This window comes from Pseudomonas sp. TMW22090 (genome assembly GCF_022496665.1).
Classification (GTDB): Bacteria; Pseudomonadota; Gammaproteobacteria; order Pseudomonadales; family Pseudomonadaceae; genus Aquipseudomonas; species Aquipseudomonas gregormendelii.
This window is the reverse complement of sequence record NZ_SCFH01000006.1, coordinates 370,606-393,638: the sequence shown is the minus strand read 5'-3', so window position 1 is coordinate 393,638 and position 23,033 is coordinate 370,606. Positions and strand designations below refer to the sequence as shown.

General features: G+C 61.0%; 20 protein-coding genes and 1 other RNA gene. 17 read left to right on the top strand and 4 right to left on the bottom strand.

Features of this window, described 5'->3' with window-relative positions; all coding sequences use genetic code 11:
- The first annotated feature begins 50 nt into the window (after positions 1 to 50).
- From rnpB to lpxC, 17 genes are all read left to right on the top strand, one after another.
- An RNA gene (gene rnpB, locus EQV97_RS19085) (RNase P RNA component class A) lies at positions 51 to 404 on the top strand.
- A 357-nt stretch (positions 405 to 761) separates the two neighbouring features.
- Positions 762 to 1,217 carry a division/cell wall cluster transcriptional repressor MraZ gene (gene mraZ, locus EQV97_RS19080; RefSeq protein WP_008147486.1) on the top strand — a complete coding sequence of 152 codons (456 nt, stop codon included), beginning with the start codon at positions 762 to 764 and terminating at the stop codon, positions 1,215 to 1,217.
- Between the two features lie 2 nt (positions 1,218 to 1,219).
- A complete protein-coding gene (gene rsmH, locus EQV97_RS19075; RefSeq protein ID WP_122838834.1) occupies positions 1,220 to 2,161 on the top strand; it encodes a 16S rRNA (cytosine(1402)-N(4))-methyltransferase RsmH in 942 nt (313 codons plus the stop codon).
- On the top strand, positions 2,158 to 2,451 hold the full coding sequence (gene ftsL / locus EQV97_RS19070; RefSeq protein WP_045059283.1) for a cell division protein FtsL: 294 nt from the start codon (positions 2,158 to 2,160) through the stop codon (positions 2,449 to 2,451). Before rsmH ends, ftsL begins: the two co-directional genes overlap by 4 nt.
- Positions 2,451 to 4,190 carry a penicillin-binding protein 2 gene (locus EQV97_RS19065; protein ID WP_205940065.1) on the top strand — a complete coding sequence of 580 codons (1,740 nt, stop codon included), beginning with the start codon at positions 2,451 to 2,453 and terminating at the stop codon, positions 4,188 to 4,190. Before ftsL ends, EQV97_RS19065 begins: the two co-directional genes overlap by 1 nt.
- Entirely contained in the window at positions 4,190 to 5,653 is a 1,464-nt protein-coding gene (locus tag EQV97_RS19060) for a UDP-N-acetylmuramoyl-L-alanyl-D-glutamate--2,6-diaminopimelate ligase (protein ID WP_122838786.1), read from the top strand. The genes EQV97_RS19065 and EQV97_RS19060 overlap by 1 nt, the downstream gene beginning before the upstream one ends.
- Positions 5,646 to 7,013: a UDP-N-acetylmuramoyl-tripeptide--D-alanyl-D-alanine ligase gene (murF, locus tag EQV97_RS19055; protein WP_240889527.1), complete on the top strand. Its 1,368-nt coding sequence runs from the start codon at positions 5,646 to 5,648 to the stop codon at positions 7,011 to 7,013. The genes EQV97_RS19060 and murF overlap by 8 nt, the downstream gene beginning before the upstream one ends.
- Positions 7,013 to 8,095 (top strand): phospho-N-acetylmuramoyl-pentapeptide-transferase, encoded by a 1,083-nt coding sequence (gene mraY / locus EQV97_RS19050; protein WP_045059287.1) that lies wholly within the window; start codon positions 7,013 to 7,015, stop codon positions 8,093 to 8,095. The genes murF and mraY overlap by 1 nt, the downstream gene beginning before the upstream one ends.
- Before the next feature lie 5 nt (positions 8,096 to 8,100).
- The gene (murD, locus tag EQV97_RS19045) at positions 8,101 to 9,447 is read left to right on the top strand and encodes a UDP-N-acetylmuramoyl-L-alanine--D-glutamate ligase (RefSeq protein ID WP_240889525.1); all 1,347 of its coding nucleotides are present in this window, start codon (positions 8,101 to 8,103) and stop codon (positions 9,445 to 9,447) included.
- 2 nt (positions 9,448 to 9,449) lie between these two features.
- Positions 9,450 to 10,661, top strand: a complete 1,212-nt coding sequence (gene ftsW / locus EQV97_RS19040) for a putative lipid II flippase FtsW (protein ID WP_177328545.1) — start codon at positions 9,450 to 9,452, stop codon at positions 10,659 to 10,661.
- Complete coding sequence (gene murG, locus EQV97_RS19035) at positions 10,651 to 11,721, top strand: undecaprenyldiphospho-muramoylpentapeptide beta-N-acetylglucosaminyltransferase (protein WP_122838789.1); 1,071 nt, start codon at positions 10,651 to 10,653, stop codon at positions 11,719 to 11,721. Before ftsW ends, murG begins: the two co-directional genes overlap by 11 nt.
- On the top strand, positions 11,714 to 13,174 hold the full coding sequence (murC, locus tag EQV97_RS19030; protein ID WP_122838790.1) for a UDP-N-acetylmuramate--L-alanine ligase: 1,461 nt from the start codon (positions 11,714 to 11,716) through the stop codon (positions 13,172 to 13,174). Before murG ends, murC begins: the two co-directional genes overlap by 8 nt.
- The gene (locus EQV97_RS19025; protein ID WP_122838791.1) at positions 13,171 to 14,127 is read left to right on the top strand and encodes a D-alanine--D-alanine ligase; all 957 of its coding nucleotides are present in this window, start codon (positions 13,171 to 13,173) and stop codon (positions 14,125 to 14,127) included. The genes murC and EQV97_RS19025 overlap by 4 nt, the downstream gene beginning before the upstream one ends.
- 4 nt (positions 14,128 to 14,131) lie before the next feature.
- The gene (locus tag EQV97_RS19020) at positions 14,132 to 15,001 is read left to right on the top strand and encodes a cell division protein FtsQ/DivIB (protein WP_045059293.1); all 870 of its coding nucleotides are present in this window, start codon (positions 14,132 to 14,134) and stop codon (positions 14,999 to 15,001) included.
- A 15-nt stretch (positions 15,002 to 15,016) separates the two neighbouring features.
- Complete coding sequence (ftsA, locus tag EQV97_RS19015) at positions 15,017 to 16,276, top strand: cell division protein FtsA (RefSeq protein WP_122838792.1); 1,260 nt, start codon at positions 15,017 to 15,019, stop codon at positions 16,274 to 16,276.
- Positions 16,277 to 16,349: 73 nt separating this feature from the next.
- Positions 16,350 to 17,543 carry a cell division protein FtsZ gene (ftsZ, locus tag EQV97_RS19010; RefSeq protein ID WP_122838793.1) on the top strand — a complete coding sequence of 398 codons (1,194 nt, stop codon included), beginning with the start codon at positions 16,350 to 16,352 and terminating at the stop codon, positions 17,541 to 17,543.
- Positions 17,544 to 17,655: 112 nt separating this feature from the next.
- Positions 17,656 to 18,567 carry a UDP-3-O-acyl-N-acetylglucosamine deacetylase gene (gene lpxC, locus EQV97_RS19005; protein WP_045059296.1) on the top strand — a complete coding sequence of 304 codons (912 nt, stop codon included), beginning with the start codon at positions 17,656 to 17,658 and terminating at the stop codon, positions 18,565 to 18,567.
- 121 nt (positions 18,568 to 18,688) lie between these two features.
- On the opposite strand, the gene EQV97_RS19000 is transcribed toward lpxC, so the two are convergent.
- The 4 genes from EQV97_RS19000 to EQV97_RS18985 form a co-directional block, all read right to left on the bottom strand.
- Complete coding sequence (locus EQV97_RS19000) at positions 18,689 to 20,191, bottom strand: diguanylate cyclase (RefSeq protein ID WP_240889522.1); 1,503 nt, start codon at positions 20,189 to 20,191, stop codon at positions 18,689 to 18,691.
- A gap of 292 nt (positions 20,192 to 20,483) precedes the next feature.
- A complete protein-coding gene (locus tag EQV97_RS18995) occupies positions 20,484 to 20,708 on the bottom strand; it encodes a hypothetical protein (RefSeq protein WP_240889520.1) in 225 nt (74 codons plus the stop codon).
- Between the two features lie 287 nt (positions 20,709 to 20,995).
- The gene (locus EQV97_RS18990) at positions 20,996 to 22,360 is read right to left on the bottom strand and encodes a heavy metal sensor histidine kinase (protein WP_122838794.1); all 1,365 of its coding nucleotides are present in this window, start codon (positions 22,358 to 22,360) and stop codon (positions 20,996 to 20,998) included.
- Entirely contained in the window at positions 22,350 to 23,027 is a 678-nt protein-coding gene (locus EQV97_RS18985) for a heavy metal response regulator transcription factor (protein ID WP_240889517.1), read from the bottom strand. Before EQV97_RS18985 ends, EQV97_RS18990 begins: the two co-directional genes overlap by 11 nt.
- Positions 23,028 to 23,033 lie beyond the last annotated feature (6 nt).

Here is a 23,033-nt window from a genome sequence, read left to right as displayed (position 1 = left end):
GGCTTTTAGCGCTTGTTCTTCGGTCGCTGTCCCGTTAACCTTCTCGGCGGAGAGTCGATCGGACAGTCGCTGCCCTCTATGAAAATTAGGGGGGGGAGGAAAGTCCGGGCTCCATAGGGCGAAGTGCCAGGTAATGCCTGGGAGGCGTGAGCCTACGGAAAGTGCCACAGAAAATAACCGCCTAAGCGCTTCGGCGCCGGTAAGGGTGAAAAGGTGCGGTAAGAGCGCACCGCACGTCTGGCAACAGTTCGTGGCTAGGTAAACCCCACTTGGAGCAAGACCAAATAGGGTCCCAAGGCGTGGCCCGCGCTGGGACCGGGTAGGTTGCTAAAGATGTCCAGTGATGGCCATCGTAGACGAATGACTGTTCAAGACAGAACCCGGCTTACAGATCGACTCTCCACCTTTTTCCCCTCCCTGTTTGCAGCATTGGACAGGGCGCAGGCAGTAACGCTTTTCCTCCTTCCAGAAACCTCAGCAGAAGCACTTTCGTAATACCAAAAAAATCTTACTCTTAACAAACTACTTTAACTTCCGGGCGCAGCCTTCAGTGCTGGTTCAAGTTATTGAGCAAGATTATGCGTCAGATTCTCGTTGCCCCCCCCCTTTTGCGCTCCTAAATCACAGTTATGTAAGACTTTTCCTTTACTGCGCGCCTTGACGGTGTGGTAGCCGCATTCCTATAGTGTGCGCAAGTGGCGGAAAGTGGCATGAAGTGGGTTTTTTGAGCTCAAAACGCTAAAATTTGGAGAAACGCTGACGTGTTTCGCGGAGCTAACGCTATCAGTCTCGACGCAAAAGGCCGTCTCGCTATGCCGAGCCGGTATCGCGACGAGCTCGTTTCGCGTAGTTCCGGGCAGTTAATCGTCACGATCGATGCCGTTGATCCCTGTTTGTGTGTCTACCCCCTCGATGAGTGGGAAATTATTGAAACCAAATTGCGCGCACTGCCTTCGCTTCGCGAAGAAAACCGCCGCCTGCAACGTTTACTGATCGGTAACGCCGTCGACCTCGAGCTCGATGGCAGTGGTCGTTTTCTGGTTCCGCCGCGTCTGCGTGAATATGCCAAGTTGGATAAGCGCGCGATGTTGGTAGGCCAACTGAACAAGTTCCAATTATGGGACGAGGATGCCTGGGATGCGGTTTCTGCCGCTGACCTGGCTGCTATTCAACAACCGGGCGCCATGCCTGATGAACTGCGTGATTTAATTCTGTGACTATTGATAGCGGCTTCAACCACATCACCGTACTGCTTGACGAAGCCGTGGAGGCTCTCGCCGTACGTCCTGATGGCTGCTATCTGGACGGTACGTTCGGACGCGGCGGACACAGCCGTTTGATCCTCAGCCAGCTGGGTCCCGATGGCCGGTTGCTGGGATTCGACAAAGATCCTCAAGCGATTGCCACCGGGCAAACGCTGGCGGCCGAAGACGGCCGCTTTGTCGTTGTGCAGCGCAGCTTTGCAGAGTTGGGCTCGGAAGTGGCCGAGCGCGGCCTGGCCGGCAAGGTCAGCGGCATTCTGCTGGACCTCGGGGTGTCTTCCCCGCAACTTGACGACCCTGAGCGCGGTTTCAGTTTCCTCAACGACGGCCCGTTGGACATGCGCATGGATCCTTCGCGAGGGATCAGCGCTGCCGAGTTCGTCAACACCGCGCCGGTGGAAGAGATTGCCCGGGTGTTCAAGGAATACGGCGAGGAACGTTTTTCCGGACGCATGGCTCGCGCGGTCGCTGAACGTCGCGATATCAAGCCATTCGAGCGCACCGGTGACCTGGCTGAAGTCCTGAAAGTCGCCAACCCGGCATGGGAGAAGGGTAAGAACCCGGCCACCCGTGCTTTCCAGGGCTTGCGTATCCACGTCAACAACGAGCTGGGCGACCTGGAGGCTGGCCTCGAAGCCGCCCTGGAGTGCCTGGAAATCGGCGGCCGCCTGGTGGTGATCAGCTTTCACTCCCTGGAAGACCGCATCGTCAAGCTCTTCATGCGCAAGCTGGTGAAAGGCGAAGCGGACAACCTGCCGCGCAACCTGCCGGTGCGGCATGTGGCCTTCGAACCTAAAATCAAAGTCCATGGCAAAGCGCAGTCCGCCTCCGAGGCCGAACTCAAAGCCAACCCACGTTCCCGTAGCGCCGTCATGCGTGTCGCGGAGAAGTTGCGGTGAGCAAGCTTTTCGCCAAGCCACTTCCCGGCGGAAGCTTTTTCATGCTGCTGCTATTTGTCGGCGTGCTCGTGTCGGCTATCGGCGTGTCCTACAGTGCCCACTGGAACCGCCAGTTGCTGAACTCGCTGTACAACGAATTGAGCGTGCGCGACAAGGCGCAGGCGGAGTGGGGGCGGCTGATTCTCGAGCAGAGTACCTGGACCGCACACAGCCGAATCGAAGTTCTGGCCTCCGAGCAACTGAAGATGCGCATTCCCGGCGCAGCTGAAGTGCAAATGGTGGCGCCATGATGAAACTCGAGGGCGCACTGTTCCCATGGAGGTTTCGCCTGGTACTGGGCTTGCTCGGCGTCATGGTCGCGGCGATCTGCTGGCGTATCATTGACCTGCAAATCGTTGATCGTGCGTTCCTTAAAGGCCAGGGCGATGCGCGCAGCGTTCGTCACATTCCCATTCCGGCTCACCGTGGTCTGATCACCGACCGTAACGGCGAGCCTTTGGCCGTCAGTACGCCGGTCACCACGCTGTGGGCCAACGCCAAGGAAATGCAACTGGCCAAAGAAAAGTGGCCAGCACTGGCAGCGGCTCTGGGCCAGGACCCGAAAGCCCTGAGCGAGCGTCTCGAAGCCCAGGCCAACAAGGAATTCATCTACCTGGTGCGTGGCCTGACCCCGGAGCAGGGGCAATCGGTACTCGACCTGAAAGTACCCGGCGTCTATGGCATCGAAGAGTTCCGGCGTTTTTATCCTGCCGGTGAAGTCACCGCGCACATGGTCGGGTTTACCGATATCGACGACCACGGGCGCGAAGGTGTCGAGCTGGCCTATGACGAATGGCTCGCCGGTGTCCCGGGCAAGCGCCAGGTCATCAAGGACCGGCGCGGCCGACTGATCAAGGATGTACAGGTCACCAAAAACGCCAAGGCCGGCAAGCCCTTGGCGTTGTCCATTGACCTGCGCCTGCAATACCTGGCCAACCGCGAGCTGCGCAACGCAATCATCGAGAATGGCGCCAAGGCCGGCAGCCTGGTGATCATGGATGTGAAGACGGGCGAAATCCTCGCCATGGTCAACCAGCCAACATACAACCCGAACAACCGTCGCAACCTGCAGCCGGCGATGATGCGCAACCGCGCAATGATCGACGTGTTCGAGCCGGGTTCGACCATGAAAGCGATTTCCATGAGCGCCGCGATTGAATCTGGGCGCTGGAAGCCGACCGATACCGTCGAGGTCTATCCAGGCACCTTGCAGATCGGTAAATACACCATCAAGGACGTATCCAAGTCCGAGGGCCCGGTACTCGATCTGACCGGCATCCTGATCAACTCCAGTAACGTCGGCATGAGCAAGATCGCCTTCGACATTGGCGGCGAAACCATTTTCCGCCTGGCGCAGAAAGTCGGCCTCGGCCAGGACACCGGGCTGGGATTTCCGGGCGAGCGCGTCGGCAACCTGCCGAACTACCGCGAATGGCGCAAGGCTGAAACCGCCACGCTGTCCTACGGCTACGGTATTTCCGTGACCGCGATCCAGTTGGTGCACGCGTTTTCGGCGCTGGCCAACAACGGTCGCCTGGCGCCGCTGACGCTGATCAAGACCGACAAGGCGCCACAGACCACCCAGGTATTGCCCGAGACAGTCGCGAAGACCATGCAGACCATGCTGCAACAAGTGATCGAAGCCCCGCGCGGCGTGTTCCGTGCACAGGTCCCGGCTTATCACGTGGGCGGCAAGTCGGGTACTGCGCGTAAAACCTCGGTGGGCACCAAGGGCTATGCCGAGAATTCCTACCGTTCGCTGTTCGCCGGCTTCGGCCCGATGAGCGACCCGCGTTACGCAATCGTTGTAGTCATCGATGAACCAAGCAAAGCCGGTTACTTCGGCGGCCTGGTATCGGCGCCGGTGTTCAGCAAAGTGATGTCCGGGACCTTGCGCCTGATGAACATCACTCCTGACAACCTGCCTCCGGTCCAGCAGGCCAATGCCACCCCGGCTGTTCCGCTGAAAGCCAATGGAGGGCGCGGCTGATGTCTCTAAGTCTGAACAAGATATTCGCCCACGCCGGTCGTGATCTGCTGATCCGCGAACTGACCCTTGATAGCCGCAATGTGCGGGCTGGCGACCTGTTCCTGGCCGTGCCCGGCGGCAAGTTCGACGGCCGTGCGCACATCGGCGATGCCTTGCAGCGCGGCGCCGCCGCCGTGGCCTATGAGGTTGAAGGCGCCACCGTGCTGCCGATCACTGACGTGCCGCTGATTCCGGTCAAGGGCCTGGCAGCGCAGCTGTCGGACATCGCCGGGCGATTTTATGGTGACCCGAGCCGCCACCTGAACCTGATCGGCGTCACTGGCACCAACGGCAAGACCAGCGTTACCCAACTGGTCGCGCAAGCCCTGGACCTGCTCGGTCAGCACTGCGGCATTGTTGGCACCCTGGGCAGCGGTTTCTACGGCGGCTTGGAGAGCGGCCTGCACACGACGCCAAACCCGATAGCCGTACAGGCGACCCTCGCCGACTTGAAGAAAGCCGGGGCCAAGGCCGTGGCCATGGAAGTGTCCTCCCACGGCCTGGATCAGGGGCGAGTGACGGCGCTGGCGTTCGACGTGGCGGTGATGACCAACCTGTCCCGCGATCACCTCGATTACCACGGCACCATGCAGGCTTACGGTGAAGCCAAGGCGAAGCTGTTTGCCTGGAATGACCTGAAATGCCGCGTGGTGAATCTCGACGACGAGTTTGGCCGCCAGCTGGCCGCTGACAAACGCGAGTCGCGACTGATCACCTATAGCCTCGAAGACGCCCGCGCCTACCTTTATTGCCGTGAAGCGCATTTCGACGACGAAGGCGTGCGCGCCACGCTGGTCACGCCTCAGGGCGAGCATCACTTGCGCAGCACATTGCTCGGCCGGTTTAACCTGAGCAACGTGTTGGCCGCAGTCGGCGCCTTGCTCGGCCTGGATTACGCGCTCGACGAAATTCTAAAAGTGCTGCCGAAACTCGAAGGCCCGGCCGGTCGCATGCAGCGCCTGGGCGGCGGCACTCAACCGTTGGTGGTGGTCGATTACGCCCACACACCGGATGCGTTGGAAAAAGTATTGATGGCCCTGCGCCCGCACGCCAAAGGGCGCCTGTTGTGCCTGTTCGGCTGCGGCGGTGACCGTGATCGCGGCAAGCGCCCGCTGATGGCTGAAGTGGTGGAACGTCTGGCGGACGGCGTGCTGGTCACCGATGACAACCCGCGTACCGAAGACCCTTCGGTGATCTTCGACGACATTCGTGCCGGTTTCAGCGCTGTGGATAACGTGACCTTCGTTGCCGGTCGTGGCCAGGCAATTGCCCAGCTGATTGCCGGCGCCTCGGCCGATGACGTCATCGTGCTGGCGGGCAAAGGCCACGAGGACTATCAGGAAATAAACGGCGAACGTCAGCCGTTCTCCGATCTGGTCGAGGCCGATCGCGCCCTGACCGCATGGGAGGTGGCCCATGCTTGAAGCCTTGAAATTGAGCGAACTCACCGGCGCGCTGAACGCCCGCCTGGTCAGTGCCGATGCGAGCTTCAACGGCGTCAGCATCGACAGCCGCGCGATCCAGCCGGGCCAGCTGTTCGTGGCTCTGACCGGTCCGCGGTTTGACGGGCACGACTATCTCAATGACGTCGCCGCCAAAGGCGCAGTAGCGGCATTGGTCGAGCGTGAAATCGCCGACAGCCCGCTGGCGCAACTGGTGGTCAAAGACACCCGCCAGGCCCTCGGTCAACTGGGCGCGATCAACCGTGTCGCGTTCACCCAGCCCGTGGCGGCCATTACCGGTTCCAGCGGCAAGACCACGGTCAAGGAAATGCTTGCAAGCATCTTGCGCACCCGTGGTCCCGTGCTGGCCACCCGCGGCAACCTGAACAACGACCTGGGCGCCCCCCTGACCTTGCTCGAACTGGCGCCGGAACATACCGCTGCCGTAATCGAACTGGGTGCTTCGCGTCTCGGCGAAATTGCCTACACCGTTGCGATGACCAAGCCCCATGTCGCCGTGCTCAATAACGCCGGGACTGCCCACGTGGGTGAGTTTGGCGGGCCGGAAAAAATCGTCGAGGCCAAGGGCGAGATTATCGAAGGGCTGGATGCCGACGGCGTCGCTGTGCTCAATCTCGATGACAAGGCTTTTGAAATCTGGAAGACCCGCGCAGCCGGTCGCAAAGTACTGACCTTTGCCCTGAGCAATGTCGCGGCCGACTTCTACGCCAGTGACCTGGACCGCGACGCTCGCGGCTGTCCGGCGTTCAACCTGCACAGTCCCGACGGTGTGGAGCGTGTTCAACTGAACCTGCTCGGCACCCATAACGTCGCCAATGCCATGGCTGCCGCAGCCGCTGCCCATGCGCTGGGTGTATCCCTGTCCGGCATCGCCACCGGCCTTGGCGCGGTGCAACCGGTCAAGGGGCGCACCGTTGCGCAGCTGGCCAGCAACGGCATGCGGGTTATCGATGACACTTACAACGCGAACCCCACCTCGATGTGCGCCGCCGTTGATATACTCGCCGGCTTTTCCGGCCGCACCGTTCTGGTGCTCGGGGATATCGGCGAGTTGGGTGACTGGGCGGAGCAGGGACACCGCGACGTGGGCGAATACGCCCGCGGCAAAGTCAGCGCGCTTTACGCTGTTGGGCCAATGATGGCCCATGCCGTTAACGCATTTGGCGAGCACGCCCGTCACTTCAGCACTCAGGCTGAACTGATCCAGGCCCTCGGCGCCGAGCAAGACACCAACACCACCATTTTGATCAAGGGCTCGCGCAGCGCTGCGATGGAAAACATCGTTGCCGCTTTGTGCGGGTCCAGTTTGGAGAAACATTAATGCTGCTGCTGCTAGCGGAGTACATGCAACAGTTCTACAAAGGCTTCGCGGTCTTCCAGTACCTGACCCTGCGCGGGATTCTCGGTGTGCTGACCGCGCTGGTCCTTTCGCTGTGCTATGGCCCGTGGATGATTCGTACCCTGCAGAAGCGTCAGATCGGCCAATCGGTTCGTAACGACGGTCCGCAATCGCACCTGTCCAAGTCGGGCACCCCGACCATGGGCGGCGCGCTGATCCTGTCTTCGATCGGCGTTAGCACCTTGCTCTGGGCTGACCTGAGCAACCGCTACGTCTGGACCGTATTGCTGGTGACCCTGCTGTTCGGCGCGATCGGTTGGGTGGATGACTACCGCAAGGTGATCGAGAAAAACTCCCGTGGCCTGCCGAGCCGCTGGAAATACTTCTGGCAGTCGGTATTCGGCCTGGGCGCGGCGATCTTCCTGTTCATGACCGCCACCACGCCTGTGGAAACCACGCTGATCCTGCCGATGCTCAAGGACTACAGCATTCCATTGGGCGCAGGCTTCATTGTCCTGACCTACTTCGTCATCGTCGGCTCGAGCAATGCGGTCAACCTGACCGACGGTCTCGATGGCCTGGCGATCATGCCGACAGTGATGGTCGGTGGCGGGCTGGGGATCTTCTGCTACCTGTCGGGTAACGTGAAATTCGCCGAATACCTGCTGATTCCTTATGTGCCGGGTGCCGGTGAACTGATCGTATTCTGCGGCGCGCTGATCGGTGCGGGCCTGGGCTTCCTCTGGTTCAACACCTATCCGGCACAAGTCTTCATGGGTGACGTCGGCGCGCTGGCGTTGGGCGCTGCCCTGGGCACCATCGCGGTCATCGTCCGTCAGGAAATCGTCCTGTTCATCATGGGCGGTGTGTTCGTGATGGAAACCCTGTCGGTGGTCATCCAGGTGGCCTCCTTCAAGTTGACCGGCCGCCGGGTGTTCCGCATGGCACCCATACACCACCATTTTGAACTCAAGGGCTGGCCCGAGCCGCGCGTGATCGTCCGATTCTGGATCATCACCGTGATTCTCGTACTGGTTGGCCTTGCCACCCTGAAGCTGAGGTAGAACGAGTGTCTCTGATCGCTTCTGGCCACTTCCGCATCGTTGTCGGCCTCGGCAAGAGCGGCATGTCCCTGGTTCGCTTCCTGGCGAACCGGGGCACGTCGTTTGCTGTCGCCGACACGCGGGAAAATCCACCGGAACTGGCCACGCTCAAGCGTGACTATCCGCACGTGGAAGTGCGTTGTGGCGAGCTTGACGTCGAGTTCCTGTGCCGTGCCGACGAGCTCTACGTGAGCCCCGGCCTGGCGCTGGCGACCCCGGCTTTACAAGCCGCCGCCGCCCGTGGGGTGAAATTGTCCGGTGACATCGAGCTGTTCGCGCGTAACGCGAAGGCACCGATAGTCGCCATCAGTGGTTCCAACGCGAAAAGCACCGTCACCACCCTCGTCGGCGAGATGGCCGCAGCGGCCGGCAAGCGCGTGGCGGTCGGCGGGAACCTGGGTACGCCTGCGCTGGACCTGCTCGCCGACGACGTCGAGCTGTATGTCATGGAACTGTCGAGCTTCCAGCTGGAAACCACCGACAATCTCGGCGCTGAAGTGGCGACCGTGCTCAACGTCAGCGAAGACCACATGGACCGCTACAGCGGCCTGCCGGCCTATCACCTGGCCAAGCACAGGATCTTCCGCGGCGCCCGCCAGTTCGTGGTCAACCGCCAGGATGCCCTGAGCCGTCCGCTGATGGGCGAAGGCCAGCCATGCTGGACCTTTGGCCTGAGCAAACCTGATTTCAAGGCATTCGGTATCCGCGAAGAAGACGGCGAGAAGTACCTGGCCTTCGAATTTCAGAACCTGATGCCGGTGCGCGAGTTGAAGATTCGCGGTGCCCACAATCAATCCAACGCCCTGGCGGCATTGGCGCTGGGGCACGCCGTGGGCCTGCCGTTCGACGCGATGCTGTCGAGCCTGCACACCTTCGCCGGCCTTGAACACCGATGCCAATGGGTCCGCGACCTGGATGGCGTGGGCTACTACAACGACTCCAAAGCCACTAACGTAGGTGCCGCACTGGCAGCCATCGAAGGCCTGGGCGCCGATATCGACGGTAAGGTCGTGCTGATCGCCGGTGGCGACGGCAAAGGGGCCGAATTCACCGACTTGCGCGATCCGGTGGCGGCCAACTGCCGTGCCGTGATCCTGATGGGCCGTGACTCCGACAAAATCGGTGCAGCCATTGGCGACCGTGTGCCGCTGATCCGCGTCGGGTCTTTGGTCGAGGCGGTGGAACAATGCCGCGCCGCCGCCCATCCAGGTGACGTGGTGCTGCTGTCGCCGGCCTGCGCCAGTTTCGACATGTTCAAGAATTACGAAGACCGTGGTCACCAGTTCGTCCGCGCTGTGGAGGATCTGGCATGAGCCTGCTTAATATCATCAAGCCGTACCCGTCGCCGATCATTACCGGGCGCGGCATCGATCTCGACTTCCCGATGCTTGCCGGGTGCCTGGCATTGCTGGGCCTGGGCCTGGTGATGATTGCCTCGGCGTCGACCGAAGTCGCTGCCGTCCAGTCGGGCAGCGCCCTCTATTACATGATCCGCCACCTGATCTATGTGGTGCTCGGCCTGGGCGCCTGCATCGTCACCATGATGATCCCGATCGCCACATGGCAGCGCCTGGGCTGGCTGATGCTGATTGGCGCGTTCGGCTTGCTGGTGATGGTGATCATTCCCGGCATTGGCCGTGAAGTGAACGGTTCGATGCGCTGGATCGGCTTCAGCTTCTTCAACGTGCAGCCTTCCGAAATCGCCAAGGTGTTCGTGGTGATCTACCTCGCCGGCTACCTGGTGCGGCGCCAGAAAGAAGTACGTGAAAGCTGGATGGGCTTCTTCAAACCGTTCATCGTGCTGTTGCCGATGGCCGGCCTGTTGCTGATGGAACCGGACTTCGGTGCCACCGTCGTGATGATGGGGGCCGCTGCGGCCATGCTGTTTCTCGGCGGGGTCGGGTTGTTCCGCTTCCTGCTGATGGTGCTGCTGGCAGTCGGCGCAGTCGTACTGCTGATCCAGATGCAGCCTTACCGGATGGCGCGCCTGACCAACTTTGCCGACCCATGGGCTGACCAGTTTGGCGCCGGCTACCAGCTGTCCCAAGCGTTGATCGCTTTCGGTCGCGGCGAGTGGCTGGGCGTTGGCCTCGGCAACAGCGTGCAAAAGCAGTTCTACCTGCCGGAAGCCCACACCGACTTCGTGTTCTCGGTCCTGGCCGAAGAGCTGGGTGCAGTAGGTTCGCTGTTCACGGTTGCGCTGTTTGCCTTCGTCTGTGTACGCGGGATGTACATCGGTTACTGGGCGGAAAAAGCCAAGCAGTTCTTTGCCGCCTACATCGCCTATGGCCTGTCGTTCCTGTGGATCGGTCAATTCCTGATCAACATCGGCGTGAACGTCGGCCTGTTGCCTACCAAGGGCCTGACCCTGCCGTTCCTCAGCTATGGCGGCAGCTCGCTGGTGATCTGCTGTGCGTGCCTGGGCCTGCTGCTGCGCATCGAATGGGAGAGTCGAACCCATCTTGGCAGCGAAGAGATGGAATTCCAGGAAAGCGACTTCGCCGAGGAGCCGACCCATGGGCGCTAACGTGCTGATCATGGCGGGCGGCACCGGTGGCCACGTGTTCCCGGCGCTGGCCTGTGCACGCGAGTTCCAGGCCCGCGGTTATACCGTGCACTGGCTCGGCACCCCGCGTGGCATCGAGAACGAACTGGTACCGATGGCCGGTATCGAGCTGCACCGCATCAATGCCAGTGGTCTACGTGGCAAGGGCAAGTTGTCGCTGCTCAAGGCTCCGATCATGTTGCTCAAGTCGGTCTGGCAGGCGCGGGCGATCATTCGCCAACTGCAGCCGGTCTGCGTGGTCGGCTTTGGTGGCTATGTGACCGGTCCTGGTGGTGTTGCTGCCAAACTGGCCGGTGTGCCAGTGATCGTTCACGAGCAGAACGCGGTGGCCGGTACCGCCAATCGGTTGCTGGTGCCGTTGGCCGCCCGGGTGTGTGAAGCCTTCCCCGACACCTTTACCCTGTCGGACAGCCGCCGCACCACTGGCAACCCGGTGCGTACCGAACTGTTCCTCGAAACACCGCGTTCGGCCCTGGCCGGTCGCAAAGCGCGTTTGCTGATCCTGGGCGGAAGCCTGGGCGCAGAGCCATTGAACAAGTTGCTGCCTGAAGCCCTGGCCCAAGTCGCTGCCGACGTGCGCCCGGAAGTGTTCCATCAGGCTGGCAAAAACCACGATCAAGTGACTGCAGAGCGCTATCGCGCTGCCGGCGTCGAGGCGCAGGTGCAGCCTTTCATCAAAGACATGGCCCAAGCCTATGGCTGGGCCGACCTGGTGGTGTGCCGCGCTGGCGCGCTGACCATCAGTGAACTGGCTGCCGCCGGTCTGCCCTCGATGCTGGTGCCTTTGCCCCATGCCATCGACGATCACCAGACCCGCAACGCCGATTATTTGGCCCGTGAAGGCGCTGCCTTCCTGATGCCACAAAGAACGACCGGCGCTGCGGATCTTGCCGCACGCCTGACAGAGGTCCTGATGCAACCGCAACGACTCAATGACATGGCCACCGCAGCCCGCCGCCTGGCCAAACCAGATGCTACCCGTAACGTTGTCGATACCTGCCTGGAGGTGGCCCATGGTTGAGAATCAGAAAGCCATGCCTCATCCGGAGATGCGCCGCATCCGTCGCATCCACTTCGTCGGTATCGGCGGCGTGGGCATGTGCGGTATTGCCGAAGTGTTGTTGAACCTGGGTTATGAAGTGTCCGGTTCCGACCTGAAGGCATCGCCGGTGACCGAGCGCCTGGAATCCTTCGGTGCCCACATCTATATCGGCCACCGCGCCGAGAACGCCGCGACGGCCGATGTGCTGGTCACTTCGAGCGCCGTGAACACCTCCAACCCGGAAGTCGCCACCGCCCTGGAACGTCGTATCCCGGTGGTGCCGCGCGCCGAAATGCTGGCTGAATTGATGCGCTACCGTCACGGCATTGCCGTCGCCGGTACCCATGGCAAAACCACCACCACCAGCCTGATCGCTTCGGTGTTCGCCGCAGGTGGCCTGGACCCGACGTTCGTCATCGGCGGTCGTCTGAATGCAGCAGGTACCAATGCCCAGCTCGGTACCAGCCGGTACCTGATCGCCGAGGCCGATGAGAGCGACGCCAGTTTCCTGCACTTGCAGCCGCTGGTGGCCGTGGTCACCAACATCGACGCCGATCACATGGCGACCTACGACGGCGACTTCAACAAGCTGAAGAAGACCTTCGTCGAGTTCCTTCACAACCTGCCGTTCTACGGTCTGGCGGTAGTGTGCCTGGACGATCCGGTGGTGCGCGAAATCCTTCCACTGGTCAAGCGTCCGACCGTTACCTACGGCTTCGGCGATGACTGCGACGTGCGCGCAATCAATGTGCGCCAGCAGGGCATGCAGACTTTCTTCACTGTGCTGCGCCCTGAGCGCGAGCCGCTGGATGTCTCGGTGAACATGCCGGGCAATCACAACGTATTGAACGCCCTGGCGACCATCTGCATCGCCACCGACGAAGGCGTCAGCGACGAGGCCATCGTCCAGGGCCTGTCGGGGTTCCAGGGTGTCGGCCGACGCTTCCAGGTTTACGGCGAACTGCCGGTAGACGGCGGCAACGTGATGCTGGTGGATGACTACGGCCACCACCCGACCGAAGTCGCCGCCGTGATCAAGGCCGTGCGCGGTGGCTGGCCGGAGCGCCGTCTGGTGATGGTCTACCAGCCGCACCGCTACAGCCGCACCCGCGACCTGTACGACGATTTCGTCAATGTACTGGCCGACGCCAACGTGCTGCTGCTGATGGAAGTCTATCCGGCCGGTGAGGAACCCATCCCGGGCGCCGACAGCCGCAAGCTGTGCAACAGCATCCGCCAGCGTGGTCAGCTCGACCCAATCTACATCGAGCGCGGCGTCGACCTTGCACCCATCGTCAAACCACTGCTGCGTGCCGGCGACATCCTGCTGTGCCAGGGCGCGGGTGATATCGGTGGCCTCGCCCCGAAACTGCTGAACAGTCCGTTATTTGTTGGCGCCGTTGCTGCGCCGAGCGTGGGGAAGTTGAAATGACCGCTGCATACGCCAACCTCTTTTCCACCATCGCGCCGAAAGACTTCGGGCGGGTGGCCGTGCTGTTCGGTGGCCGGAGCGCCGAGCGCGAGGTTTCCCTGAAATCGGGTAACGCCGTGCTCGAGGCGCTGCAAAGCGCCGGGGTGGATGCGTTTGGTCTCGACGTGGGCGACGATTTGTTGCAACGCCTGCTGAGCGAAAAAATCGACCGCGCCTTCATCATTCTCCACGGTCGTGGCGGTGAAGACGGCAGCATGCAGGGCCTGCTCGAATGCCTGGGCATTCCGTACACCGGCAGTGGCATCCTCGCGTCGGCGCTGGCCATGGACAAGTTGCGCACCAAGCAGGTCTGGCACAGCCTCGGCATTCCGACGCCACGTCACGCCGTACTGTGCAGCGAGGCCGATTGTATTTCTGCAGCGACGGAACTGGGCTTCCCTTTGATCGTCAAACCGGCCCATGAAGGTTCAAGTATCGGCATGGCCAAAGTGACTTCCACGTCCGAGTTGATCGACGCCTGGAAAGCGGCCAGTACCTACGATTCGCAAGTGTTGGTCGAGCAATGGATTCAAGGTCCGGAGTTCACCATCGCCACCCTGCGTGACCAGGTGTTGCCTCCGATTGCCCTGGGCACACCGCACAGCTTCTACGACTACGACGCCAAGTACGTGGCCTCCGATACCCAGTACCGGATCCCGTGCGGGCTCGACAGCAACAAAGAGAAAGAATTGATCGACCTCACGGCGAAAGCCTGTGAGGCGCTGGGTATCGCCGGTTGGGGCAGGGCAGACGTGATGCAGGACGCCGATGGGCAGTTCTGGTTTCTCGAAGTCAATACCGCGCCGGGCATGACCGATCACAGCCTGGTGCCGATGGCGGCCCGTGCTGCCGGTCTGGATTTCCAGCAACTGGTTCTGGCCATTTTGGCCGCCAGCCTAGAGCCGCGAGGTTAATACCATGCAAGGCGCCCAGCTGAGACATCAGCCTCCCGCACCGCCCGGCCGCAAGCCGGTGCCGCGGGGTGCAAGCCGAATGGTGGCCAAAGAGCCGATGTCCGCGCGCCTGCCGAAAGCCAACTTCGGTTTTCTCAAAGCCCTGTTCTGGCCAGTGCTGCTGGTCGCCCTGGGTTTCGGTACTTACGAAGGTGCGCAGCGTTTGCTGCCTTACGCAGACCGGCCGATTAGCAAGATCGCGGTACAAGGCGACCTGAGCTACATCAGCCAGCAAGCGGTGCAGCAGCGGATCGCCCCTTTTGTGGCGGCGAGCTTCTTCACCATCGACCTGGCGAGCATGCGTACCGAACTGGAGCAAATGCCCTGGATCGCCCACGCCGAAGTGCGGCGGGTATGGCCGGATCAGGTTGTGATTCGCCTGGAAGAGCAACTGCCGGTGGCCCGTTGGGGTGATGAGTCGTTGCTTAACAACCAGGGCCAGGCGTTCACCCCGCGTGAGCTGGCGAACTACGAACACCTGCCACAGCTGTTCGGTCCACAACGGGCCCAGCAGCAGGTGATGCAGCAGTACCAGGTGCTGAGCCAGATGCTCAGGCCGTTGGGCTTCTCGATTGCACGGCTGGAACTGCGTGAACGCGGCAGCTGGTTCCTGACCACCGGAGCCGGCAGTGCAGGCCCGGGCATCGAGTTGCTGCTGGGACGCGGCAACCTGTTGGAAAAGATGCGCCGTTTTATCGCCATCTATGACAAGACGCTTAAAGAACAGATTACGAACATTGCGCGCATCGATCTGCGCTACGCCAACGGCCTCGCTGTTGGCTGGCGGGAACCTGCAGCGCCCACGACAGCCCAACCCGCTGTCGCGAAGAATTAAGAAGAGGCAGGACCCATGGCAAACGTGCAAAGCGGCAAAATGATCGTCGGTCTGGATATCGGCACTTCCAAGGTGGTGGCGCTGGTCGGCGAGGTCGCGGACGATGGCACGCTGGAAATCGTCGGGATCGGTACGCACCCTTCCCGTGGCCTGAAAAAAGGCGTGGTGGTGAACATCGAGTCCACCGTGCAATCGATCCAGCGCGCTATCGAAGAAGCGCAGCTGATGGCCGGTTGCCGGATCCACTCGGCGTTCGTCGGTGTGGCGGGTAATCACATCCGCAGCCTGAATTCCCACGGCATCGTGGCGATTCGTGATCGCGAAGTCAGCTCTGCCGACCTCGAGCGCGTTCTTGACGCTGCCCAGGCCGTAGCGATCCCGGCTGACCAGCGTGTACTGCACACCCTGCCACAGGATTACGTGATCGATAACCAGGAAGGCGTACGTGAGCCCCTGGGCATGTCCGGCGTTCGCCTGGAAGCCAAGGTCCACGTGGTCACCTGCGCGGTCAACGCTGCTCAGAACATCGAGAAGTGCGTGCGACGCTGCGGCCTGGAAATCGACGACATCATTCTCGAGCAACTGGCTTCGGCCTATTCGGTCCTGACCGACGACGAGAAAGAGCTGGGGGTGTGCCTGGTCGACATTGGCGGCGGCACCACCGACATCGCCATCTTCACCGAAGGTGCGATCCGTCACACCGCTGTGATCCCGATTGCGGGCGACCAGGTGACCAACGACATCGCCATGGCGTTGCGCACCCCGACCCAGTACGCCGAAGAAATCAAGATTCGCTATGCCTGCGCCCTGGCCAAGCTGGCCGGCGCTGGTGAAACCATCAAGGTGCCAAGCGTTGGCGATCGTCCACCGCGCGAACTGTCCCGCCAGGCCCTGGCCGAAGTGGTCGAGCCGCGTTACGACGAGCTGTTCACGCTGATCCAGGCCGAATTGCGCCGCAGCGGTTACGAAGACCTGATCCCGGCCGGCATCGTGCTGACCGGTGGCACCTCGAAAATGGAAGGCGCGGTGGAACTGGCCGAGGAGATTTTCCACATGCCGGTCCGCCTGGGCGTGCCTCATGGCGTCAAAGGCCTGGATGACGTGGTGCGCAACCCGATCTATTCCACTGGCGTTGGCCTGTTGATGTACGGCCTGCAAAAGCAGTCCGACGGGATTTCGTTCTCGGGCATCAGCAGCCGCGACAGCTACAGCAATGAAGAAGCCAAACCCGCCTTGCTCGATCGCATCAAGAGCTGGGTACAAGGCAACTTCTAAAGAATTACGCAGCACCGCACGACCGCAACAAACGCAGTAGGCGAAAAAACTAGAGAATGTAAGGAGAGGGAAAATGTTCGAACTCGTAGACAACATCCCCGCAAGCCCGGTCATCAAGGTTATCGGTGTTGGCGGAGGCGGCGGCAACGCTGTCAACCACATGGTCAAGAGCAACATTGAAGGCGTTGAATTCATCTGCGCCAACACTGATGCCCAGGCGCTGAAATCCATCGGCGCGCGGACCATCCTGCAACTGGGCACAGGCGTGACCAAAGGTCTCGGCGCTGGCGCCAATCCTGAAGTAGGTCGTCAGGCCGCTCTCGAAGACCGTGAGCGCATTGCCGAAGTCCTGCAGGGCACCAACATGGTGTTCATCACCACTGGCATGGGCGGCGGTACCGGTACCGGTGCTGCGCCGATCATTGCCGAAGTGGCCAAGGAAATGGGGATCCTCACCGTTGCGGTGGTGACCCGTCCGTTCCCTTTCGAAGGCCGCAAGCGCATGCAGATCGCTGACGAAGGTATCCGTCTGCTGTCTGAAAGCGTCGACTCGTTGATCACCATCCCCAACGAGAAGCTGCTGACCATCCTCGGCAAGGACGCGAGCCTGTTGTCGGCTTTCGCCAAGGCAGACGATGTACTGGCCGGTGCCGTTCGCGGTATCTCCGACATCATCAAGCGTCCGGGCATGATCAACGTCGACTTTGCCGACGTACGTACCGTGATGAGCGAAATGGGCATGGCGATGATGGGCACTGGCTGCGCCAGCGGTCCGAACCGTGCACGCGAGGCCACCGAAGCGGCCATTCGCAACCCGTTGCTGGAAGACGTGAACCTGCAAGGTGCACGCGGCATCCTGGTGAACATCACCGCCGGTCCTGACCTGTCCCTGGGTGAGTACTCCGACGTGGGTAGCATCATCGAAGCCTTCGCTTCCGAGCACGCCATGGTCAAGGTCGGTACCGTTATCGATCCGGACATGCGCGACGAGCTGCACGTGACTGTAGTAGCGACCGGCCTGGGCGCGAAAATCGAGAAGCCGGTGAAGGTCATCGACAACACCATGCACACCTCCGTGACCTCGCAGCCACAGCAACAGGCGCCCGCTCGTCAGGAAGCTCCTGCCGTGAACTACCGTGATCTGGACCGTCCGACCGTCATGCGCAACCAGGCCCAGGCCGGTGCAGCGACTGCCGCGAAGATGAATCCGCAAGATGACCTGGACTACCTGGACATCCCGGCCTTCCTGCGTCGACAGGCCGATTGATGGAATGTATCAGGGCTATGAAGGTGATTGGTGTTCAGCAAAGGTCTGGTCTGCTATTATCGCCAGCCTTTGTTGATACCAGTTCGCAATTTGCGCTGAAGCGGCCCAAGCCATGATTAAACAACGCACACTGAAAAATATTATCCGTGCCACAGGTGTAGGCCTGCACTCCGGGGAGAAGGTATACCTGACCCTCAAGCCCGCACCTATCGACACCGGCATTGTGTTTTGTCGTGCCGATCTCGACCCTGTGGTGCAGATTCCTGCCCGCGCGGAAAACGTTGGTGAAACCACGATGTCGACCACGCTGGTCAGTGGTGACACCAAAGTGGATACGGTGGAGCACTTGCTCTCGGCCATGGCTGGCCTGGGCATCGATAACGCCTACGTCGAGCTCTCCGCGTCCGAAGTTCCAATCATGGATGGTAGCGCTGGACCTTTCGTATTCCTGATTCAGTCGGCTGGCCTGGAAGAACAGGACGCCGCCAAGAAATTCATCCGCATCCTGCGTGAAGTGACAGTGGAAGACGGCGACAAGCGCGCCACTTTCGTCCCTTTCGAAGGGTTCAAGGTGAGTTTCGAGATCGATTTCGATCACCCGGTTTTCCGTGACCGCACACAAAGTGCAAGCGTGGATTTTTCCAGCACTTCGTTTGTAAAAGAAGTCAGCCGCGCCCGTACCTTTGGTTTCATGAGTGACATTGAGTACCTGCGCAAGCACAACCTCGCACTCGGCGGCAGCGTTGAAAACGCTATTGTGGTCGACGCGGATGGCGTACTGAACGAAGACGGCCTTCGCTATGAAGACGAATTCGTGAAGCACAAGATCCTCGATGCTATTGGTGACCTCTACCTGCTGGGCAATAGCCTGATAGGTGAGTTCAAGGGCTTCAAGTCCGGACATGCATTGAACAACCAGCTGCTGCGCAAGTTGATTGAGCAGACAGATGCTTGGGAAGTCGTGACTTTCGAAGACGCCAGCACTGCACCGATCTCTTACATGCGCCCAGTTGCGGCCGTGTAAGTAAAAACCTCTCTAGTTTTTAAGGGCTGCCTTCGGGTGGCCTTTTTTTATGGCTCTCAACAAACATTTCGTTGCTTGATCCGGCCTCATCGCGAGCAGGCCTGACGGGGCAGCGAAACCATCAGCTGCCTGCCACTACCCGATTGCGCCCCTGGTCCTTGGCCTGATACAGCGCCTTGTCCGCTGCAAACAGCAGTTGCTCCAGGGGCACATCCGTCTGGGTGGTCCAGGTGCTGATACCGATACTGACGGTCATGGGTAGCTCGTCTCCCTCCGTCTTCGGCAACTGTTCCACCGCCATCCGGATCTTTTCGGCAATCTGCCGGGCACCCGTGCTGTCAGTTTCCGCCAGGATCACCGAAAACTCCTCGCCACCGTAGCGCGCCACCAGGTCCGCGGGACGCCGTACATTGGCCTCGATTACCTTGGCGATCGTGCGCAAGGCCTCGTCACCGCCTTGATGCCCATGACGGTCATTGAAGGCCTTGAAGTGATCGGCGTCGATCATCAGCACCGACAGCGGCTGGCCTGAGCGTTGTGCGCGAAACCATTCGTGGCGCAGGGTCAGGTCAAGGATCCGGCGGTTGGCGACCCCGGTCAGGGAATCGGTGGCGGCCAGTTGTGCCAGCTCCTGCTCGGCGTGGTGGCGCAAACGCAGTTCCCGACACAGCAACCCGCTAAGCCACAGCAAGCCAATGCATAGCACGCCCGTTGCCCCGCTGATCACCAGCGCCGTGCGCCGCCAGGCCGCAAACACGTCGTTGTCGGACAGCGCGACGATCACCGTCAGCGGCAGATTACCGACCCGGGAAAAGGTATAGAGGCGTTGCCGGCCATCGATACTCGAAACGCTCTCGAAGCTGCCACTGCCTTCGCGCAGGATGCGCACGACATTGGGTCGGGTGGCGAAGCTCTTGCCAATCGAGTCATGCTCCAGGTAGGGCTTCTGCGCCAGGAGAATGCCTGCGTCGTCGATGATGTTCAGCGTGCTGTCGCTGCCGATGTACAGGCTGTTGAACAGCTGGTCGAAGTAGGTCAGGCGCATCGATGCCACGGCCACCCCCAGGAACTCCCCGGTCGACGAGGCAATGCGACGGCTGAAGCTGATTCGCCATTCATTGCTGTCCTCGCAATCGCAGCGGGGCTTGAACGGGCGACTGATGTACATGCCGCTGCCGGTGTTGGTGACGTGGGCCTGAAAGTAGTCGCGGTCGGCGAAATTCCCTGGCCGGGGCTCGATCAGGGATGAGTCGGCGAGGACCTCGCCGTGCTTGTCGAGTAGCAGGATATCGCCCTTGAATCGGGCCGTGGTGGAGCGGTCGAACAGCACCAGGTGGCGGATCTGCGGTGAGACCTGGCGCAGGTCGTCCCGTTGCGCGGCAGCGATCAGGCCTTGCAGGGTCATGTCGTAGAGCTCGACGGTGCGCAACACGTCGGCATCGATGAGTTGCGCAATGGTGGTCGCGCTGCGGGTGGCGGCCTCCTTCGCTCCGGCATGTTCGCGGATCAGCAGGAAGGTGACGATGCCAAGAATCGCGATGACCGTCAGGGTGCTGCCGAGGATCACCATGAGTTCAGGTCGACCGGTCTTGCCTGAAACTTGAGGGAGGCGACTGGCGATCATGGGCATGAGGTCTGCGTGAACTTCGGTTAAGGCATGTTTGCAGGAGCGAGCTTGCTCGCGAAGAACGTCGAGGCATCGCGTTGTTCCAGACAGCCTGCGTTATCGTTGACGTTTTTCGCGAGCGAGCTCGCTCCTACAGAGTTAAGCAGGTAGTGGACCGTTTTGCCTATCGTTGCACTTGTTGCAAGAATTGGCAGGCGAAAAAAAGCCGCTGATAGCAGCGGCTTGAAGACAACTTTTCAAAGGGAAGAGCCGATGAAAAGTGTCGAGGGAAATAGGATCCTGCAGCGGGTCAGCTGTCTTTCCCAGCCTCGGGCTGGGCATGGAGCGTCGATGCTTGCGGGGTCTGGCCAGCGTCCTGGGCCTTGGCCGTCATCTCACCCTGATAGGCTTCGAACGCCGCAGCGCGTTCAGCGTTGCGGGCGGCGAAGGTCAGGGACTCTTCAGCCATGGCGAGTGGGGAGAGGAACAATGAGGACAAAACGAAAGTGCTGGCAATACCCATGGAGTTGGACATCTTTAAAACCTTCTTGCTTGGCAAGTGCTGTTTGGTGGCGCAAAGATAAGGCTGAACGAGGAGGGGAAAAAGAGTGGATTCGTGAAAGGACTGTTGCGCATTGGGCAAAAATAGGCCGCTGCCTGGCGTGTGCCTGTTACCGTTGGACTGCCGTGCCTGCATCGCGAGCAGGCTCGCTCCCACAATTGATTTCAACGTTTTGGAGAAAACCCCTGTGGGAATGACCCTGCTCGCGATTGCGGCGGCTCAGGCAGTACATTTTCAGCGGGAAGAGCCCAGCTGGCGTATCAGACGGGCAGGTGAATCCCGAACGTATTCACGCCCTCATCACTGCGCGCAAACACATCCCCGCCATGCATCAAAGCAATGGCCTTGACGATCGCCAGCCCCAAGCCATGGTTGTTCCCGCTGTTGCTGCGCGAAGCATCAACCCGGTAGAAGCGCTCGAACAGGCGCGGCAGGTGCTCGCTGGCGATCGGTGCGCCCGGGTTGGCCACGCCAATGCTGACCTGATGAGCCTGGGCTTCGATGCGCACAAGGATCACCTGCCCGGGCTCGGTGTGCTGCACGGCATTACTCAACAAGTTGATCAGCGCACGGCGCAGGTGTGCGATCTCGATTCGCACCTGCGCGTCGCCGCTGACCTGCACCTCAACCTGAGCGTCCTCGAGGATGAAATCCAGGTACTCCAGGGTGGTCGCCACTTCATCCGCCAGCGAGGTCGAAGTCAGCTTGGTGGCCTTGCTGCCCTGGTCGGCACTGGCCAGGAACAGCATGTCGTTGATGATCGAGCGCAGTCGCTCCAGTTCCTCGAGGTTCGATTGCAGCACTTCGAAGTAATGTTCCGCCGACCTTCCGCGAGTCAGCGCGACCTGGGTCTGGCCGATCAGGTTGGTCAGCGGCGAGCGCAATTCATGGGCCACGTCGGCATTGAAGGACTCAAGGCGTGAGTAGGCCTGCTCGACCCGCTCCAGCGTTGAATTGAATGAGCTGACGAACTGGTTCAGCTCCGGCGGCAGCGGCGACAGTTGCAACCGGCCGGATAGAAGTGGCGGCGCCAGGCGTTGGGCTTCCTGGGATAACTTGATCAGGGGTTTGAGGCCGATGCGTGCCACCCAATAGCCAAGCGCAGAAGCCAGCAGCACGCCAACGATCGCCAGGCTGATCAGGGCGATCAGCAAGTGGTGCTGCGTCTGGAAAAAGGTTTCGGTGTCGATGCCGATCATGAAGCGCAGCGCGGGACGCTGGTCCTTGGCGGGAAACTGACTGACCAACACCTTGAGTGGATAAGGCTGGTCCGGCAGCTTCAGGTCGCGCATGCCCAGGGGGCCTTGGGCAAAGGCGCGGATCTGGGGCGTGAGCTCGCCGTATTCATAGTGTTGATCGCCGCTGATGATCCAGAAGCGTATGCGCTTGTCTTCCTCGCCCAGCAGCTTGAGCTTGTTGTTGATCTTCACCCAGTGCTCTGGCGTGCCGTAACGTCCGACGGTGGATTCGAGCACGCTGTAGCGCGCATCCAGTTCGGCTTCGGGCAGCAGGCCCAGGCCCTTGTCGACCTGCTGGTACAAGGCCCCGCCAATCAACAGGAACACCAGCAAAGCCACCAGCGTGAACATGCCGCTGAGGCGCAGGGCGATCGAGTTACTGGACATTACGGCTCTCCAGCACGTAGCCCATGCCGCGAATGGTGTGCAGCAATTTCTCCTCGAAAGGCCCGTCGAGTTTGGCGCGCAGACGCTTGATCGCGACCTCGACGACGTTCGCATCGCTGTCGAAATTAATGTCCCAGACCATCTCGGCGATCGCGGTCTTCGAGAGAATTTCCCCTTGGCGACGGGCCAGTACGCTCAGCAGCGAGAACTCCTTGGCGGTCAGTTCCAGGCGGGTTCCGGCACGGGTCGCCTTGCGGCTGATCAGGTCGATCCATAAGTCGGCGATGCTCACCTGCACGGGTTCATGTCCGCCACTGCGGCGGGTCAGCGCTTGCAGGCGCGCGACCAGTTCGAGGAAGGAGAACGGCTTGCCCAGGTAGTCGTCGGCACCATCGCGCAAGCCCTTGATGCGGTCTTCGACTCGCTCGCGGGCGGTCAGCATGATCACCGGGGTTTGCTTGCGCGCACGCAACGCCCGCAGGACGCCAAAGCCGTCGAGGCCCGGCAGCATGACGTCGAGGACGATCACCGCGTAGTCACTTTCCAGCGCCATGTGCAGGCCTTCCACGCCGTCGCGCGCCAGGTCCACGGTGTAGCCTTGTTCCGTCAGGCCGCGGTGCAGGTAGTCTGCGGTTTTTTCTTCGTCTTCGATAATCAGGACGCGCATGACCCC

What these genes read in the sequence shown, in the direction of transcription:
- mraY (WP_045059287.1), top strand. Translation starts at nt 7,013, where the DNA reads ATGCTGCTGCTGCTAGCGGAGTACATGCAACAGTTCTACAAAGGCTTC.
- murC (WP_122838790.1), top strand. Translation starts at nt 11,714, where the DNA reads ATGGTTGAGAATCAGAAAGCCATGCCTCATCCGGAGATGCGCCGCATC.
- EQV97_RS18995 (WP_240889520.1), bottom strand. Translation starts at nt 20,708, where the DNA reads ATGTCCAACTCCATGGGTATTGCCAGCACTTTCGTTTTGTCCTCATTG.
- EQV97_RS19065 (WP_205940065.1), top strand. Translation starts at nt 2,451, where the DNA reads ATGAAACTCGAGGGCGCACTGTTCCCATGGAGGTTTCGCCTGGTACTG.
- lpxC (WP_045059296.1), top strand. Translation starts at nt 17,656, where the DNA reads ATGATTAAACAACGCACACTGAAAAATATTATCCGTGCCACAGGTGTA.
- murG (WP_122838789.1), top strand. Translation starts at nt 10,651, where the DNA reads ATGGGCGCTAACGTGCTGATCATGGCGGGCGGCACCGGTGGCCACGTG.
- EQV97_RS19060 (WP_122838786.1), top strand. Translation starts at nt 4,190, where the DNA reads ATGTCTCTAAGTCTGAACAAGATATTCGCCCACGCCGGTCGTGATCTG.
- EQV97_RS19025 (WP_122838791.1), top strand. Translation starts at nt 13,171, where the DNA reads ATGACCGCTGCATACGCCAACCTCTTTTCCACCATCGCGCCGAAAGAC.
- ftsA (WP_122838792.1), top strand. Translation starts at nt 15,017, where the DNA reads ATGGCAAACGTGCAAAGCGGCAAAATGATCGTCGGTCTGGATATCGGC.
- EQV97_RS18985 (WP_240889517.1), bottom strand. Translation starts at nt 23,027, where the DNA reads ATGCGCGTCCTGATTATCGAAGACGAAGAAAAAACCGCAGACTACCTG.
- EQV97_RS18990 (WP_122838794.1), bottom strand. Translation starts at nt 22,360, where the DNA reads ATGTCCAGTAACTCGATCGCCCTGCGCCTCAGCGGCATGTTCACGCTG.
- EQV97_RS19020 (WP_045059293.1), top strand. Translation starts at nt 14,132, where the DNA reads ATGCAAGGCGCCCAGCTGAGACATCAGCCTCCCGCACCGCCCGGCCGC.
- EQV97_RS19000 (WP_240889522.1), bottom strand. Translation starts at nt 20,191, where the DNA reads ATGATCGCCAGTCGCCTCCCTCAAGTTTCAGGCAAGACCGGTCGACCT.
- ftsZ (WP_122838793.1), top strand. Translation starts at nt 16,350, where the DNA reads ATGTTCGAACTCGTAGACAACATCCCCGCAAGCCCGGTCATCAAGGTT.
- murF (WP_240889527.1), top strand. Translation starts at nt 5,646, where the DNA reads ATGCTTGAAGCCTTGAAATTGAGCGAACTCACCGGCGCGCTGAACGCC.